15 protein-coding genes are annotated in these 16,612 nt (G+C 43.5%); 9 read left to right on the forward strand and 6 right to left on the reverse strand.

Translation table 11 applies throughout. From position 1 onward, the window contains the following. Positions 1 to 7: 7 nt before the first annotated feature. Genes trpCF through N480_RS23885 form a run of 4 tightly spaced genes read right to left on the reverse strand, consistent with a single transcriptional unit; the run spans position 8 to position 4,532 of the window. Positions 8 to 1,372 carry a bifunctional indole-3-glycerol-phosphate synthase TrpC/phosphoribosylanthranilate isomerase TrpF gene (gene trpCF / locus N480_RS23870; protein ID WP_063374941.1) on the reverse strand — a complete coding sequence of 455 codons (1,365 nt, stop codon included), beginning with the start codon at positions 1,370 to 1,372 and terminating at the stop codon, positions 8 to 10. Continuing rightward, positions 1,365 to 2,369, reverse strand: coding sequence for an anthranilate phosphoribosyltransferase (gene trpD, locus N480_RS23875; protein WP_063374942.1), 1,005 nt, complete (start codon positions 2,367 to 2,369; stop codon positions 1,365 to 1,367). Before trpD ends, trpCF begins: the two co-directional genes overlap by 8 nt. An 8-nt stretch (positions 2,370 to 2,377) precedes the next feature. After that, on the reverse strand, positions 2,378 to 2,962 hold the full coding sequence (locus N480_RS23880) for an aminodeoxychorismate/anthranilate synthase component II (RefSeq protein ID WP_063374943.1): 585 nt from the start codon (positions 2,960 to 2,962) through the stop codon (positions 2,378 to 2,380). Further along, complete coding sequence (locus N480_RS23885; protein ID WP_063374944.1) at positions 2,952 to 4,532, reverse strand: anthranilate synthase component 1; 1,581 nt, start codon at positions 4,530 to 4,532, stop codon at positions 2,952 to 2,954. The genes N480_RS23880 and N480_RS23885 overlap by 11 nt, the downstream gene beginning before the upstream one ends. A 509-nt stretch (positions 4,533 to 5,041) precedes the next feature. Here N480_RS23885 and rnm point away from each other — a divergent pair. Genes rnm through rluB form a run of 5 tightly spaced genes read left to right on the forward strand, consistent with a single transcriptional unit; the run spans position 5,042 to position 8,813 of the window. Continuing rightward, a complete protein-coding gene (gene rnm, locus N480_RS23895) occupies positions 5,042 to 5,890 on the forward strand; it encodes an RNase RNM (protein ID WP_063374946.1) in 849 nt (282 codons plus the stop codon). Between the two features lies 1 nt (position 5,891). Beyond that, on the forward strand, positions 5,892 to 6,512 hold the full coding sequence (locus tag N480_RS23900; RefSeq protein WP_063374947.1) for an L-threonylcarbamoyladenylate synthase: 621 nt from the start codon (positions 5,892 to 5,894) through the stop codon (positions 6,510 to 6,512). A gap of 2 nt (positions 6,513 to 6,514) precedes the next feature. Beyond that, the gene (locus N480_RS23905) at positions 6,515 to 7,312 is read left to right on the forward strand and encodes a segregation and condensation protein A (RefSeq protein ID WP_063374948.1); all 798 of its coding nucleotides are present in this window, start codon (positions 6,515 to 6,517) and stop codon (positions 7,310 to 7,312) included. Positions 7,313 to 7,368: 56 nt separating this feature from the next. Continuing rightward, positions 7,369 to 7,956, forward strand: a complete 588-nt coding sequence (gene scpB / locus N480_RS23910) for an SMC-Scp complex subunit ScpB (protein WP_063374949.1) — start codon at positions 7,369 to 7,371, stop codon at positions 7,954 to 7,956. Next, positions 7,953 to 8,813: a 23S rRNA pseudouridine(2605) synthase RluB gene (gene rluB / locus N480_RS23915; protein WP_063374950.1), complete on the forward strand. Its 861-nt coding sequence runs from the start codon at positions 7,953 to 7,955 to the stop codon at positions 8,811 to 8,813. The genes scpB and rluB overlap by 4 nt, the downstream gene beginning before the upstream one ends. Before the next feature lie 60 nt (positions 8,814 to 8,873). Here rluB and N480_RS23920 read toward each other — a convergent pair whose 3' ends face one another. Beyond that, positions 8,874 to 9,617, reverse strand: coding sequence for a YciK family oxidoreductase (locus N480_RS23920; protein WP_063374951.1), 744 nt, complete (start codon positions 9,615 to 9,617; stop codon positions 8,874 to 8,876). Positions 9,618 to 9,867: 250 nt separating this feature from the next. Between N480_RS23920 and N480_RS23925 the strand changes: the two genes are divergently transcribed. The 3 genes from N480_RS23925 (at position 9,868) to N480_RS23935 (ending at position 14,526) form a co-directional block, all read left to right on the forward strand. Next, complete coding sequence (locus N480_RS23925) at positions 9,868 to 12,321, forward strand: VolA/Pla-1 family phospholipase (protein WP_063374952.1); 2,454 nt, start codon at positions 9,868 to 9,870, stop codon at positions 12,319 to 12,321. 90 nt (positions 12,322 to 12,411) lie between these two features. Continuing rightward, the gene (sohB, locus tag N480_RS23930) at positions 12,412 to 13,416 is read left to right on the forward strand and encodes a protease SohB (protein WP_063374953.1); all 1,005 of its coding nucleotides are present in this window, start codon (positions 12,412 to 12,414) and stop codon (positions 13,414 to 13,416) included. Positions 13,417 to 13,887: 471 nt separating this feature from the next. Then, complete coding sequence (locus N480_RS23935; protein ID WP_063374954.1) at positions 13,888 to 14,526, forward strand: class I SAM-dependent methyltransferase; 639 nt, start codon at positions 13,888 to 13,890, stop codon at positions 14,524 to 14,526. Positions 14,527 to 14,550: 24 nt separating this feature from the next. Here the strand turns inward: N480_RS23935 and N480_RS23940 are convergent, their stop codons facing one another. After that, the gene (locus N480_RS23940; RefSeq protein ID WP_063374955.1) at positions 14,551 to 15,924 is read right to left on the reverse strand and encodes an alkaline phosphatase PhoX; all 1,374 of its coding nucleotides are present in this window, start codon (positions 15,922 to 15,924) and stop codon (positions 14,551 to 14,553) included. 168 nt (positions 15,925 to 16,092) lie between these two features. Between N480_RS23940 and N480_RS23945 the strand changes: the two genes are divergently transcribed. Continuing rightward, positions 16,093 to 16,578: a Fur family transcriptional regulator gene (locus N480_RS23945; protein WP_063374956.1), complete on the forward strand. Its 486-nt coding sequence runs from the start codon at positions 16,093 to 16,095 to the stop codon at positions 16,576 to 16,578. Positions 16,579 to 16,612 lie beyond the last annotated feature (34 nt).

Here is a 16,612-nt window from a genome sequence, read left to right on the forward strand (position 1 = left end):
ATCCACCTCAGTATTTTCGAATATTGTTGAAAGCATCGCGTAGTTTTTCTGGACACTTTTTGCCGGGGCTCGTTTCTACCCCTGAGTTAAGGTCAAATCCAGCAGCACCCAAGTAGGATGCGTCGCTGACATTGTCTGCATTTAGCCCGCCTGCGAGCATAAACGGCTTTTTCGCACTTTTAAGTAGTTGCCAATTAAATACTTTACCTGTGCCACCAAATGCGTTTGCTGTTTTGGTGTCGTAAAGATGTTTGTCTACTTCATCAAAAGGCGCAGGGAACTCATCGACAATGCCCTGTGCTTTCCATATCTGACAATTTACTGGTAATTGCTTGCGAAGGTTGGTGATAAATTCTTGTGTTTCGTGACCATGCAATTGCACTACACTCAGGCGCAGGCTTTGTGCATATTCAACGATTTGCTCAGCGGGTGCATCGACAAAGACACCCACATATTTCAAGGGCGCGCTATCCACGACTGCACGAGCACAATCAAAGTCAACGTATCTCGGTGATTTAGGGTAGAAAATTAATCCACCGTAAACGGCACCTGCGTCATAGGCTGACAAAGCATCATCTACACGCGTTAATCCACAAACTTTATTTTCACCTAAGATAAGCTTGCGGCATGCACCTTCTAAGTCCTCTTCTGCCATCAAAGAACTGCCGACCAAAAAACCATTACAGTGTGGCGTGAGGCGTTTAACATCATTATGCGTATAAATGCCAGACTCAGAGATAACCGTTTTTTCTTCTGGGATCAAGGTGCGCAGATGCTCCGTTGTCGCAAGATCTGTACTCAAATCTCTTAGGTTGCGGTTATTGATACCGATCAGCTTAGCGTTTAACTGGAGTGCACGATGGACTTCTTCTTCGTTGCTAACCTCAGTGAGTACGGCCATATTTAGCGAATGCGCCAAATCAGCAAGTTCACAGTAAGTGGCATCGTCTAATACAGACAGCATGAGCAAGATGGCATCGCCACCTTTCAAACGCGCTAAATACACTTGGTATTCATCAATGAAGAAGTCTTTACAAATGAGTGGCTGATTGACCTTTGTACGAACGTAACTCAGGTATTCATAACTTCCTTGAAAGTACTTCTCGTCAGTCAATACGCTAATGCAGGTGGCATATTGTCCATAGACGCTTGTGATCTCATCGAGATCGAAAGTTTCTCTGATCAAGCCCTTTGAAGGTGAGGCCTTTTTACACTCCAGAATAAACTGTGTGCCAGACTTTGACATTTCGGCGTAAAAATCACGCTCAGTGGGTGTTACTCGATCTTTAAATTCGCTCAGTGGCAGCGTCTTTTTGCGCGCTTCAAGCTCAACACGCTTGTCTGCGACAATTTTTTCTAACACGTTAGCCATGACTTACCTCCGCAATGGCTGCTAATGTTTCTTCACAGCGACCTGACGCCAGTACATCAAGCACTTGCTGAGTGGCTGATTTTAGGTCGGTTGCTTTGCCAGACATAACAAGTAAAGCACTGACATTTGCAGCGATTGCAGCGTTATGTGCAGGTTTACCGTTACCACTTAAAATGTCTCGAGTTGCCTGTGCATTATACTCAGGTGTATCACCTGCAATGTCCTCCAACGAGTAGTTGTCTAAACCGAAATCTGCTGGCGTTAACGTATACTCTGTAATTTCACCGTCTTTAAGTTCAGTAACCTGTGTTGTACCGTGTAATGCAATTTCATCACAGCCAGCGCCATGAACAACCATTGCACGCTTGGTACCCAGCATTTGCAGCGTTTCAGCCATAGGGCGGCAAAGTGCTGGGTCATAAACGCCAAGTAATTGAATATCAGGCTTAGCTGGGTTTGCCAGTGGGCCCAGAATATTGAATAGGGTACGTGTTTTAAGCTTGGTACGTACTGGCATCGCATGCTTTACGCCACTGTGATAGAGCGGGGCAAACAAAAAGGCAAAGTTGGTTTTTTCAAGGCAGTTGGCGCCTTGCTCTGGTGTCATCTCTAAATTGATACCTAATGTACGAAGCAAATCAGCCGAACCAGACTTACTGGAAACACTGCGATTGCCATGTTTAACCATCGGGATACCGCAAGCCGCTGCTACGATGGCAGCTGTAGTACTGACGTTGATGGTATTGGTACCATCGCCACCTGTACCGCAGCTATCTGCACAATCTAAGCCTTTATTGTCAAAAGCAACAGCGTGGTCGCGCATCGCCTTTGCTGCACCTGCAATCTCAGCGGCTGTTTCACCTTTAATTTTCAAAGCAATCAGCGCTGCAGTGAGCTCCACTTCAGAAAGCTGGCCTTGCATTACTTGGCTAAATAACTCGGTTGTTTGTTCAAAGCTTAGCGACTGTTGGTCAATCAATTGATTTAAACTTTCCATGTTGCCTCCTAGCAGGTCAAATAGTCGATGCTTTGCTTAAGTAGCTTGGCACCATCTGGTGTTAAAATAGACTCAGGGTGGAATTGATACCCGATAACCTTGTCTGTTGTATGGTATACAGCCATTGGGATATCTTGGTATTTCGCAATCACTTTGAGTGTGTCAGGTACGCTGGTTGCCATCAATGAGTGATATCTTGCAACTGGGAAACGCTTACCTAGGCCAGCAAAAACAGGGTGTTCTTCAACATCAATATATGAAGATTTACCATGTACAGTTTCGCCAGCATGGCCAATGGTGCCGCCATAGCTTTGTGTAAGCGCCTGCTGACCTAAACATATGCCAAGCATGGGAAATTTTCCTTTACAGAGATCTATCAGCTCTAGCAAGCAACCAGCTTCGCTTGGCTTACCTGGACCGGGCGATAATACCAAGACAATAGGCGCAGTTTCATTACACATTTTGTCGTAGATGGTGCGAGCATCGATGTGGTTCCGGTAAACGACGAGTTCACTGCCCAGCTGAGACAATTCATCAACAAGGTTGTAGCTGAATGAGTCAAAGTTATCTAAAAAATATACTTTAGGCGTCATGACCCACTCCTTGATAGCTTGACTGAATGGCTTTGATCACTGCGCGTGCTTTTGCTTTTGTTTCGTCTGCTTCAGCTTGAGGGTCTGAATCGAATACAACGCCAGCACCCGCTTGTACATAAGCAGTATCGTTTTTCACAAAGGCAGAACGGATCACAATACAGGTATCCATCGCACCGTCTCCAGTTAGGTAGCCAACGGCACCCCCGTAGCTGCCACGACGTTGTTTTTCTGTATCGCGAACTAACTGTGCAGCCTTTACCTTAGGTGCACCAACCAATGTACCCATATTCATACATGCTTGATAAGCATGCAATGCATCAAGGTCGGGCTTAAGTTGACCAACTACACGGGACACTAAGTGCATGACTTGTGAGTAACGGTCTACTTTTAAAAGCTCCTTAGCGTGGCGCGTACCTGGCACGCTTATTCGTGCTACGTCATTACGTGCTAAATCTACAAGCATCAAGTGCTCAGCGCGCTCTTTCTTGTCATCACGTAATTCAAGCTCAATGCGGCTATCTAAGTCTGGGTTAATAGTGCCATCGGCAAACTTGCCACGAGGGCGAGTACCCGCTATGGGGTAAACTTCCACTTGGTTACTTTCTTCACAGTACTTCAATGCCGACTCTGGCGATGCACCAAATAGAACAAACTTTTCATCGCGCATATAAAACATATATGGACTTGGGTTTTGTTTCTTTAGATGTTTGTATGCTGCAAGGGGTCTAGGGCACGGTAGTGAGAAAGTGCGAGAGGGGACAACTTGAAAAATATCGCCATCGACAATGTTTTTCTTTAGTTGCGTCACTTGCGCTTTAAACACATCATCCGAGATATCCACATTCACTTCATGTTCGGAATCTTCGGGCCCTTCTTTGTAAGAGACATATTCGTCGCACTGACGATTTAGCTCTTCAAGTTGTCTGCCTACCTCAAAACAATTGGCATGAACATCTGGGCCGTTAAAAACATTACCGATAAGCTCGGTGGTTTTTGCTTGATGATCAATCAATACCATTGTTTCAGCGAGATAAAAGACATAATCAGGACAGTCATTTTTGCCATCAGGCACTTCCGGTAAAGATTCGAAATTTGCCACCATATCGTAGGCAAATACGCCACCTAAAAATACCGAAAACGGCGTGTCTGAGTTACGTTTTATAGAATCAACACAAGTTCTCAGAGCACTAAAAGCATTATCTGCTTTTAATTTGCTGTACTCATCTAAACTTAGATCCTGCGCATTATAAGTTAGCGTAAGAACTGCATATTCTTTAACAACAGTACAGTTTTCTACTTTATCTGCGAGATAATTTAGTAACTGTTCTCCATTGTTAGAAAGTGCACGTACTTTTACTTCCAGTCCGTTACACTCAATTCTCAATGCAGCATCCGCCAAAATAATGCTTTTTACATTGTCCTTGGAATCAATTTCAGCTGACTCCAGTAACAGCGAATTGGGCTTATTGAGGGCCGCGTATAAAGACAGAGGGCTTGCGATATAATCGCGCCGCTGCCTTATACTTGTCACCTCACCCGGTGTTGTAGTTATATGACTAAAAATCAAACCTCATTCCTCTTTAGTACAAAAAACCCCCCGAAGTATTTTTACTTGCGGGGGGTGTGTATTTAGTTACAACAATGCCTTCCCGCTAATTCAGGCACCACCACCAAGATTTTGTAGATGAATTGTTGCAAAAATTGTTAATCATTATAAAAATTCCATAAAAAAACCCGCGAGCTCAGCGCGGGTTTATAAGTCGTCAGACATAACGAATCACACCCGCAGTTACGAGTGCCACCACCAAACGATTTTTGTTTTTTGTGTTAGATTCATTTGTAAAGTTTTCGTTATTCCGATTTAAGTAGGTACAGTAAACCTTACTCTGGCACAAACTGTCAAGTGCAAACATCAAAAAATAACCAATAGCATTAAATAATGTGAAACTATACGAATATTGACCTAGTGCAAAGTTCATATCTACCTCGCTAACTGCAACTTTCGAAGTAAATTAAAACGTACGCATAAATCTCCTCGTGATATACTGCGAGCGTATGTTTTTAGAGGATTAAATTTTGATTAAATATGACTTACACAGTCATAGTACTTTTTCTGATGGGCGTTTAGCCGTTGCTGAACTATTGGAGCGCGCAACAGAAAAAGGCGTTGATGTACTTGCTTTAACTGATCACGACACCGTGGCTGGTATTCCGGTAGCACAGCAATATATTGCCGAGCGAAGTCTTGACCTTGAATTGATCAACGGTGTTGAAATTTCAACTAAATGGGAAAGCTTCGAGATACATATTGTTGGCTTAAACATCGATATTGAGTCTACATCACTTCTTACGCTGTTAAAAACACAGCAAAATAAACGACGTGAGCGCGCCAAAGAAATTGGAGCTCGGCTCGAAAAGCGCGGATATGAAGGGATTTACGCACAAGCATTAGAGTTGGCAAAGGGGGCTGAAATTACCCGCGCGCACTTCGCTAAAGCCCTAGTTGAACGTGGCATTGCAAAAAATATCCAGGGTGTGTTTAAAAAGTTTCTAGCACGCAATAAAACGGGTTATGTGCCCAGCAGTTGGTGCACAATGGCAGAAGCAATTGAGGCAATTCATAGCGCTGGTGGTATCGCAGTGCTTGCGCATCCGGGGCGTTACCAAATGTCAAACAAGTGGCTGCGCAAACTACTAGATGAATTTAGTACATCTGGGGGTAAAGCAATGGAAGTAGCACAACCACAACAAGCGCCCAGTGAAAGACAGTTTTTAGGGCAATTGTCTCGCGAGTATAACCTTCTTGCTAGTCAAGGCTCTGATTTTCATTACCCAACTAGTTGGTTGGATCTAGGAAGAAACCTATACTTACCAAAAGATTGCCAAGGTGTATGGCAATTTTGGGGAGCCGCAGAGGAATGTTAGCATGAGTCAATTTTTTCATATTCACCCAGATAATCCACAAGCACGTTTAGTCCGACAAACCGTCGAAATAATTCAAAAGGGTGGGGTGGTGGTTTATCCTACTGACTCTGGCTATGCAATTGGCTGTAGCCTTGGTAATAAGCAAGCCAAAGAAAGAATTGAGCGTATCAGGGGTATCGAAAAACATCATAATTTCACTTTGATGTGCAGAGATCTATCTGAATTGTCTACCTACGCTAGGGTAGATAATCAAATGTTTAGAATGATCAAGAACAACACCCCAGGACCGTATACCTTTATTCTTAAGGGCACGAAAGAGGTGCCTCGTCGCCTGTTAAATGACAAGAAGAAAACCATCGGGATCCGAGTTACTGAGCACCCAATAACCTGCGCAATCTTAGAAGAGTTAAATGAGCCACTAATGTCGTGTTCTTTGATTTTGCCGGGTGAACAATTTACAGAGTCAGACCCAGATGATATCCGTATGCAACTTGAAAAGCATGTAGACCTCATTGTACATGGCGGTTATTTGGTTGAGCAGGCTACCACAGTGATCGATATGTCTGATGACGGCATTGAGATTTTACGTCATGGCTGTGGTGATGTTTCGCCATTTGAATAAGCATGACTGAGCAACAACAGCAAACACCGCTGGCTTTTTTGAAAGGTGAGGCCGTTTTAGAAAAGCCAGAAGATCTTTATATCCCACCCGATGCCCTACAGGTTATTCTTGAGAGCTTCGAAGGCCCGCTTGATTTGCTTTTGTATCTTATCAAAAGACACAAGCTCGACATATTAGAGCTACCAATACTTAGTATTACGCAGCAATATGTGAGCTATGTTGAAATGATGCAAGAGATGCAGCTAGAGCTTGCCGGTGAGTATTTAGTGATGGCGGCGTTACTGGCACAAATAAAATCACGCTTACTACTACCTAAGCATGAAGAATTGGAAGAAGAGGAAGACCCGCGCGCCGAGCTGGTTAGACGCTTGCAAGAGTATGAGCAGTTTAAACAAGCCGCTGAAAATTTAGATAAGATCCCGCGTGTTGATAGAGATATCTTTATTGCCCGCGCATTAATTGAAGACGCGAACGATAATGCGGACGCTTTGCCAGACGTTGAACTCAGGGAACTATTGTTGGCGATGAGTGAAGTCATGGCCCGTGCGAAAAAATTTGAACATCACCAAATTAGCGCAGAGGCTTTATCGACTAGAGAGCGGATGTCTATGATACTGCAATACTTGAGCGAAAACCCAAACCCTGTAGAGTTTAGTGTGCTGTTTAGCATAGAAGAGGGAAGAAGCGGTGTTGTAGTGACCTTTATTGCCATGTTGGAGCTATTAAAAGAGCAACTGATCTCTATCGTGCAGGTAAATATCGGCAGTGCAATTTATTTGTCATTAAAACTACAAGAGTAATGCGCTCTCTGTCATAATACCGCGCTTTCTACTAGCCTTATGAAAAATACTGTGACATGACACGCCGAGTAAGTGACGAACAATTGGTCGAATTGGTTGAAGCGGCCATATTTGTGGCAGACAAACCACTGTCTAAAAAGCACATGAAAGAAACCGTGTTGCAAGATATCAGTGTGTCTGACCGGCGTTTACAGCAGGCAATTGAAACCATTTCGGAACATTACCAAACTCGGGGCATAAAATTAGTTGAAGTGGGTACAGGTTATCGATTTCAAGCTTGTCCAAGTTTAAGTCCTTGGCTTAACATGTTGTGGCAAGAAAAGGCACCGAAATACTCTCGAGCAACCCTCGAGACATTGGCGTTGATAGCCTATCGGCAGCCCATCACCCGGGGTGAGATTGAACAGGTGCGAGGGGTTACAGTAAGTTCTAATATAATGAAAAGTTTATTAGAACGCCAATGGATAAAAGTGGTTGGGCACAAAGAAGTACCTGGAAAACCAGCGCTTTACGCGACCACCAAGTTATTTTTAGACTACTTTTCGCTTAATAGTTTAGATGGTTTACCAAAACTACCTGAACTACAAAGCGAGAAGCTAGATCACATGTTAAATGATCCTTCTGTGAGAGAACCATCAGAATGAGTGAAAAGCTACAAAAAGTATTAGCACGTGCGGGCGTAGGCTCGCGTCGTGAAATGGAAAAGTATATTGACTCTAACCGAGTTAGCGTCGACGGCAAGGTGGCAAAATTAGGCGACCGTGTTGAAGAAAATGCCGTGATCCGCGTTGACGGACACGTGGTCAAAATTGAGCAAAAAGAAGAACGCATTTGCCGCGTATTGATGTATCACAAACCAGAAGGGGAGCTGTGTACACGTAAAGATCCAGAAGGCAGACGCACAGTGTTTGATAGGTTACCTCGTTTAGAAGGTGATCGCTGGATAGCGATTGGTCGATTAGACATCAATACTTCGGGTTTATTGTTATTTACGAATGACGGTGAGCTAGCGAATCGTTTAATGCACCCTAAATATGAAGTTGAGAGAGAGTACTCGGCTCGCGTATTTGGCGAAGTAACGAATCAAACGCTTAAAACGCTGACTCAAGGTGTTGAGCTAGAAGATGGTCCAGCCAAGTTCTTGTCAATCAAGCCTCGCGGTGGAGAGGGGATCAATAAGTGGTTCAACGTGACATTAACTGAAGGGCGTAACCGAGAAGTTCGTCGTTTATGGCAGTCACAAGAGGTTGAAGTATCAAGGCTGATCCGTGTTCGTTATGGGAAATTGGAGTTGAATAAATGTCTTCCTCAAGGCGGCTGGGAGGAGCTGAAACTCGAAGATGTTAACTATCTGCGCAAATCAGTAAGTCTACGCCCTGAAACACAAACAAAACTCTCTGTGATGCCAGAAAAGCGCAAAGATAAACGTGCCAAAGTAAATCGCATCAGAAAAGCTGTTCATAAACACAACCAGAGACTCAAGCAAAATAAACGTCGCTAGATTGTGTTAGCACAATAAAAAGGGCGCTATGGCGCCCTTTTTGATCTAAATAATTGGTGTTTACTTAGGTTGTGCGTCTATTGACTGGCCATTTACATCTGTAGAGTCATCAGACATCAAGTATAAGTATGTTGGCATTAAGTCCTGTGCAGTCTTTAGTGTGTCGGCATCTTCGCCAGGAAATGCGGTTGCGCGCATGCTTGTGCGCGTTGCACCTGGGTTGATACAGTTTACACGGATGTTCGTTTTACCCACTTCGGCTGCCCATGTTTGCATCATGCCCTCTGTCGCAAATTTTGAAATAGCGTACGCGCCCCAAAATTCACGGCCCTGTCTGCCAACACCTGAAGAAGTAAATATAATGGAAGCTTTAGGAGCTTTACGCATAACAGGAAACAAAAAGCGGGTGATCATGGCTTGACCGGTTACATTGACTTTCATGACGTTTTCAAAAGTCGACACACAGAAATGCTCAAGTGGCCCCATTGTGCCTAAAATAGACGCGTTATTTAACAAACCGTCTAACTTACCGAATTGCTGCTCTATAGTAGCCGCTAGGTCGCGATAATGCTGTTTAGTTGCACCTTTGAGGTCCAATGGAACGATAGCAGGTTGTGGATAGCCAGCAGCCACAATTTCGTCGTAAACAGCTTCTAATTTACTGGTGGTTTTACCCAGAAGAATAACTGTTGCGCCATGTTTCGCATAATTTATTGCGGCAACACGGCCAATCCCGTCACCCGCCCCAGTGACTAAAATCACCTTATTTTCTAGCGCGTTGCTAGCTGCATCATATGTGTGCATATTGGACCTCTAACAAATACATTTGCTATATTTTACCATAGTCATGACGCAAGTTATCGAATTTATTGCAAATAGGAGTGGCGAAAGGCTACACTTTGCGTTAAGTTAAACTGGTCTAATGTCTTATTAAAAGCAAAATTACATAGTTTTAACGAATTATTCTCGGTGGCTTATGGGTGCTTACATCTTAAGGTAGAAGTAAGACTCGACCGAGAAACAATAATAATAAAATTATGTCGGAGCCAATATAATGAAGAAACTGATACTACCACTTGCTGTTTCAGCCGCATTAGCGGGCTGTGGTGGCGGTGAAACGCTAGAAGATGTAAAACAAGATACTAAACCTGTAACACCCGTTGCATCGGTTAAGTTTGATCCTTCCAACGGCGTTATTTCCATACCAAATGACATCCTATTTAGTGGCACACAAGATGGCACACTGAATATCCCAGGAGAACTCGACTCTGAGTCGATGCCTTTGGTCTCAAAAGCCGGCTATGCGGATCCATCTCTTGCGATTGGTGGTCTTGATGGTTGGTCTACACAAATGCCATACCAGATTGCGTTAGACACACCTGCGAATGTTGCAATAGACGCGGCTTCTGTTGCGACTCCGGGCTCTGTGCGTATATTTGAAGTAGTGATGGGTGCTGACCCTGAAACTGAAGCCTGTGCGGGCTTCTCAGCAGCGTTTGCATGTAAAGTTGTGAGTGAGCTTACTTTTGGTCCTACAGGCGATTTCGTTTCCCAGCTAAGCGCAGATGGTAAAAACATCAACGTTATTCCTGTGAAACCGTTTAAAACCAATACGACGTATATCACAGTTTTAACAACCGGTATTAAAGATAATGTTGATGGTGGTCGCAGCTTATCTCCTTCTTCAACATATACACTGCTACGCCAAGAAGCGCCGCTAGTAACGGATGCTCAAAAATCACTGCAAGCGGTGATCCGCAGTTACGAACAAGCTTTGGTAGCAAGTGAATCTATTGGTGCATCAGATATCGTGTACACAGCAGCAATGACGACGCAATCTACGGGTGTTGTTGTTGGCTCCATTAAAAAGATGTTAGCTTCGACTATTGGTACTGAAAGACAGCCGATGGTAACTGTGCCAGAGCAAGGTGTAACGTCTGTTGCTGACATATTTACAGCGCTTCAAATTCCAGTGTCAGACCAAGTGCTTGCCTTGGCTCAAGGTGTAAGATACCTAAAAGGTAGTGTCCAGCTACCTGTGTATTTGTCACCACCAAAAAGTGCGGATCCTTCAGCGCTAGCCGATACATATTGGGAAGCGCAATGTGATAACGGTGTTGCTTTGGCTGCGGTTAGAGCGGCTGCGGGAGAGCTTCCTCCAGTAACCGATCCAGAGTCAAATGACGCACTATGCAGCGCGTTATCAAACGGTCAATTGCGTGATTTGGGACTTGATAAGCAGAAGTTCTTAACCAAGTACAACCCGATACCAAAGCAGTACGGTGTTGCTAATGCGCCGGTACAGATCACTATGCCAATGATTGAGACAAACCGCCCAGAGACAGGTTGGCCGGTTGTCATCATGCAACATGGTATTACCAGTAAAAAAGAAGATATGCTTGGTCTAACGCTCGCGTTGACTCAAGCTGGTTTTGCAACAGTGGCAATTGACCACCCACTGCATGGTGAACGTGGCGTTGACGTTGACGGTGATGGTGAAGACGATTTCAATGCAACTACCAAGAGCGTATTACATTACATGAACCTGCAGTCGTTGCTTGTTGCGCGCGACAACCTTCGTCAGTCTACGGCTGATTTGCTTGCACTTCGTTTAGGTTTACATGCTATCAACGCAGCTTCGCAGGTGCCGTTACTGTTCAATACTAATGACGTTAGCTTTGTGGGTCAGTCGCTGGGTTCAATTGTTGCACCGAGCTTTATTGCACATGCTAACTTGCCATTTGAAGAAGATATTTTAAAACCAGCTGAACCACTATTTAAAGTAGGTGCTTCGGCGCTATCTAGTGGTGGTGCAGGCATTGCAAACTTCTTGGTAGAGTCTGCGTCTTTTGGTCCAGTTGTTAAGTCAGCTGTCCTTGTTGGTGCTTCAGATTTGGCCATTTCTAAGAAGTTTACAGCTTACCTAGGTGAAGGTGCTATCACAGATTGTGGTGCATTTGCACAAGATCCGAGTCGTTTTACAAACTGTGCCTATAGCACATTCACTGCGACGCTACAGGCTGAAGAAGATACTGCTGCATTGGCAACGATAGCTGCGACAGTTGACCAATTCGCCTATGCATCTCAAACCGTGCTAGACAGTGCTGATCCGCTTAACTATGCACCCCTAGTTAGGGCGGTAAATACGCCTATCTACATGAGTGTGGTTGTAGGTGGTGAAGGCGAAAATAAAGCAGACCAAGTTATTCCGCCAAATACAGCGGCGCGCAACCCACTGGGGGGTAGCACACCGCTAGCTGCATTTATGGGCTTAGAAACTGTAACAGAGTCAAAACTGTCAACTGATGGCACACCAGGACGTTACGTCGTAAACTTCTCGCAAGGCCACCATAGCTCACTTCTGACAACGTCATTTGATGAGAATACGGGCGGCACAGCTCAGGGCCACGCACAAGCAAGTCTTGAGATGCAAAAACAAGTCGCAACGTACCTAGCTTCTAAAGGTTTATCTTTACCAATTACTGATACAACGGTTATTGCAAAGTAAGCGTATTTAAGACAAGATTGAAAAGCCGCTAGTGAGCGGCTTTTTTTTTGTAATATAGTTTGATTTAAAGAATGACATCAGGAGATTACATTGGCATTTTTGTTTGAATATGGTTTGTTTCTAGCGAAGGCCGTAACGGTTGTTGTGGCAATTGGTGCTATTGTCGTTTTGATAGTGGGGGCGAGCCAAAGGCCAAAGAGTAAATCAGGAGAGATCGAAATCAAGGATCTTTCAGAAGAATTAGCGCAAGCAAAAGAATCATTTTTACACCAAACATTGGATAAAAAAGAGCTAAAAGCGCACCTAAAAGAAAGTAAGAAAGCCTCAGAGGAAAAGCCTCAAGGTCAAACATTTGTGATTGACTTTTCTGGTAGTCTTGATGCACATGAAGTATCGAGTTTGCGTGAAGAAATCACCGCAATATTGACCATCGCTAACAAAGAAAAAGATCAAGTTCTGGTTAACTTAGAAAGTGGTGGTGGTGTGGTACATGGCTATGGTTTGGCTGCGTCACAATTGATTAGAATTAAACAAGCAGGTTTGCCATTAACTGTTTCTGTAGACAAGGTTGCAGCAAGTGGCGGTTACATGATGGCGTGTGTGGCAGACAAGATAATTGCGGCACCTTTTGCTATTGTTGGCTCTATCGGCGTCCTTGCACAGATACCAAACTTTAATAAAATCCTGAAAAAAAATGATGTAGATTTCGAACAAATTACAGCAGGTGAATACAAACGCACTCTGACCATGTTTGGTGAAAATACGGAACAAGGTAGGGATAAGTTCAAAAGTGAAGTCGAACACACACATGCGTTATTCAAACAGTTTGTTTCACAACATAGACCAAGTTTAGATATAGATAAAGTTGCAACTGGTGAACATTGGTTTGCAACGCATGCTCAGGAATTTGATCTTGTTGACGAAATTAAAACCAGTGACGATATGTTACTGGAATTAAATAACACTCAGCAGCTTTACAAGGTGAAATATAAAGCGAAGAAGGCTTTAGCAGAGCGCTTGGGCGTTGGCTTAAGTGTCGTTGTAGAAAAGCTTGGCATAAAAGTACTGTCGCGTATGCAAAACAGTATATTTTAACGCCTTAATCTAAGCTCATAACGAGACTCAATAAAAAACCCAGTAGTTATAACTACTGGGTTTTTTATTAGGTATCCACTTCATCTAACTAGTTACAAATAACCATAACCCTATCATTTTCGTATCTAGAAACCCGGCCTTTTTCTTTAACTGTCATTTGTGTCAGTTGTTGGTACCTGCCGCGATTGGTTTAATGGCGGCCATAGCATCTTAGCCAATATTGTTAATCATTATTGTCGTGCAACCAATAAATACCATTGACAGCTTTCTCAGGAGAAACAATGAACAAGCCAAAAGTAATCAACTCAGTCGCCAGAAGAAACATGGAGCGTAAAAAGAGCACTATATTTTGTGGGTGTATATTTTGTCTTGTAGATAAGAAGGCGCACGTTGGTCCTCGTAACCAATAAACGTTTTAAATAGCAAGTGTGCGTTGAGTACAGAATATTCGTTATATGAGGAGCAAAAGATTTGCTCGGATCTGATTTAGAGTATGGTGTTGACCCATTAATTTCGGGTCATTTAGCCAGCGTGTCTTTCGAGTTGATGCTAAGTCAGCAGCAAGCAAAGCAAACTCTAGCTTTTTTATCGCTAGAAAGCGGGATGGAGGTCCTAAACCTCCAATATGAGTCAGGCATTCACCTGCCGTTATCGTCAAAACAAGCATGTGAAGCCCCCGAGTCTTCGTATTTTGAACGTGCAAAACAGGTGGCAGAGCAAGCCTGTCTTGATGTTAACTTTATCTATGGTGACAGACGTTGTTTAAGGTGTAAGGATAAATATGACAGAGTCTTCTGTACTCTTACCGGCTTTGATATGCATGACCGTTCGGTAAATCTTATAATCATTGAAGAGATCGCAAATTCACTTAAAGTAGGCGGGCGGTTATTGCTTGTGGTATCGGATCCTGATTCAGCTAATACCCAGCCTACGCACTCAAAGCAAGTGTGTGAACTGAAAGAGGTCTCGCACGACGATAAAGAGCTGAGCAACCTGTTTGAAACATATGGGTTAGTGAGAAAAGAATGTTACATAGGCACAGAGTCTCCAGCACTGGAGGCTGGTTGTGAGCACATTTTTGCAGTTGCAGAAAAAGCCAATGGTTTTTAAACACTGGCTAATCTAAGTGTAAAACTAATCTCGGAAGCTATCCCAGTTTCCGCGAATAGCGAGCGTTTTGGTTGGCGAATATATATTTACAAACAAAGTTGAGCCATCAGGTGAGAAGCAAGCACCAGCAAGCTCCGTTTGGGCGTTGAGTTTAGCAAATGGATAAACAGCTCCTTTTGGTGACACACCGCGTAAATGGTTTTGAGTGACAGCTGTATATTGGTCTTCACACACTAGCAAATGGCCTTGTGGCGTGACCGTTAAATTATCCCCAAAATTGTATAGAGACTTATCACTGCTTTCTAAAAATAGTTGTAACTGACCTGGGTGTTGAATTTCATCTTTTGTTCCCTCGAAAGCAGAGGGTTGATAGCGCATGATTTGGCCAAGCTCTTTTGCACCACCGTTAGTACAGCAGAAATAAAGCTCATTATTACCGAAGTGGATACCTTCTCCTCTGGCAAATAATGCCGCGCCTTTTTCATGGCCCTTGAAGCGAAGGTCATCGTTTGGACTTTGCGGGTTATCTAAAGTGATCCAGCTTGCTTCGTACCATTGCGACACAGGCATTGTCTGATGATGCCAATTTCGAGTATCAAATTTATTTGCATGCTTTAACAATAGGGCTTGCAGTGTGCCGCCTGCTGCTAAATTACCTTTGTGTTTTGGTATAAAGCGATAAAATAGACTGTCATTCCTGTCTTCAGTCAGATAAACAATACCTGTTCTTGGGTCTACCGCAGCGGCTTCGTGGTTAAATCGACCCATATCTACCAAAGGCACGGGGTCGCTTAAACCCGTTTGATCTGCTGCGACTTCAAAAATGTAACCGTGGCTTTTGGATATTTCTTCATCCGGAGTACGCACCGTTTCCTCGCAGGTTAACCAAGTGCCCCACGGAGTTGTGCCGCCAGCACAATTTCTTATTGTACCGACAAGGCTATAATATTGCTGTTCTATTTCTTGTTTTTGCAGGTCATAAATAATCGTAGTTGTGCCCCCAGGTAGTGCAACTCCCTGCTTATTTGTATCAAATGCTTTTTGACTTTGATGTTGTGCGATAACTGGTGCGGCTGATTTGAGGTGTTTTGGGCTTAACTCATGGTTTCTAATTAACGCTACACGATGTTCATCTAGCCCGATACAGCCCATACCGTCAGCATTGTCTGGAACAACGAGTCCGTCATTCATTGAGTCGTTTAAAGAAGAAATCACTTCATAACTAAAACCAGCAGGTAAATCTAATAAACCTTTTGGGTCCGATATAAGCGGTCCATATCCGGTACTTGTTGGTGTATTAATTGACGGCCTTTTTTGAGAGCAGCCAAGTAGGCTGCTATTTAACCCTAAAAATGCAAGTGCCACCGAGCCCTTTGTGAATTGTCTTCTTGAGACCATATGAGATACCCCTAAAAGATGCTGGTGTAGATGTGCGATGAATTGGTTGCTCACCAGCTTTTGATTTAATTATACGCGCTAAATTTGACGGGAAAGTTATTGCGATAGATAGATAACTTGTGAGATGTTATAATATAACAAAGTTAATTGCGACATCATTGGGGCAATATGTGTCAAAAAAGTATTAGCACGGATTATTTAATCACAGTTTTTAATCATGCGGGGATTAAAGCCACAGATAAAAGGGTGGCGATCTTTAAAGGGCTCATGATGGCAGAGCAAGCTTTATCACCCTATGAATTGGCGCAATATTGTAAAGAGCATTTAGAGCTTACATTACCGGCAGTGTCCATCTACCGAGTATTAGATTTGTTAGTAGCTGCGGATCTTGTTCACAAATTAAATACAGTTAATAAGTATATCTGTTGTTCTCATATTGATTGCCATAAACCGCATCCACACAGCCAATTTTTGATTTGTTCTGTGTGTCAAAGAGTTGATGAAGTGCAGATGTCTAGCCAGTTGATGACGCAATTATCTCAGCAGATCCAAGAGTGTGGCTATCAGCTCAATTCACCCCAATTTGAGTTTCAGGGGATCTGTAAAAACTGCCAAGCGCAAGCTGATGAGTCTTTAAATGGGTTAAGTGCATAGCGCCATAAGCTAAGCGTATACCCGGTCACAAATT

Origin of the sequence: Pseudoalteromonas luteoviolacea S2607 (genome assembly GCF_001625575.1) — a bacterium.
GTDB classification, from domain to species: domain Bacteria; phylum Pseudomonadota; class Gammaproteobacteria; order Enterobacterales; family Alteromonadaceae; genus Pseudoalteromonas; species Pseudoalteromonas luteoviolacea_E.

What these genes read in the sequence shown, in the direction of transcription:
- trpCF (WP_063374941.1), bottom strand. Translation starts at nt 1,372, where the DNA reads ATGGCTAACGTGTTAGAAAAAATTGTCGCAGACAAGCGTGTTGAGCTT.
- trpD (WP_063374942.1), bottom strand. Translation starts at nt 2,369, where the DNA reads ATGGAAAGTTTAAATCAATTGATTGACCAACAGTCGCTAAGCTTTGAA.
- N480_RS23880 (WP_063374943.1), bottom strand. Translation starts at nt 2,962, where the DNA reads ATGACGCCTAAAGTATATTTTTTAGATAACTTTGACTCATTCAGCTAC.
- N480_RS23900 (WP_063374947.1), top strand. Translation starts at nt 5,892, where the DNA reads ATGAGTCAATTTTTTCATATTCACCCAGATAATCCACAAGCACGTTTA.
- N480_RS23905 (WP_063374948.1), top strand. Translation starts at nt 6,515, where the DNA reads ATGACTGAGCAACAACAGCAAACACCGCTGGCTTTTTTGAAAGGTGAG.
- scpB (WP_063374949.1), top strand. Translation starts at nt 7,369, where the DNA reads ATGACACGCCGAGTAAGTGACGAACAATTGGTCGAATTGGTTGAAGCG.
- rluB (WP_063374950.1), top strand. Translation starts at nt 7,953, where the DNA reads ATGAGTGAAAAGCTACAAAAAGTATTAGCACGTGCGGGCGTAGGCTCG.
- N480_RS23920 (WP_063374951.1), bottom strand. Translation starts at nt 9,617, where the DNA reads ATGCACACATATGATGCAGCTAGCAACGCGCTAGAAAATAAGGTGATT.
- N480_RS23925 (WP_063374952.1), top strand. Translation starts at nt 9,868, where the DNA reads ATGAAGAAACTGATACTACCACTTGCTGTTTCAGCCGCATTAGCGGGC.
- N480_RS23940 (WP_063374955.1), bottom strand. Translation starts at nt 15,924, where the DNA reads ATGGTCTCAAGAAGACAATTCACAAAGGGCTCGGTGGCACTTGCATTT.
- N480_RS23945 (WP_063374956.1), top strand. Translation starts at nt 16,093, where the DNA reads ATGTGTCAAAAAAGTATTAGCACGGATTATTTAATCACAGTTTTTAAT.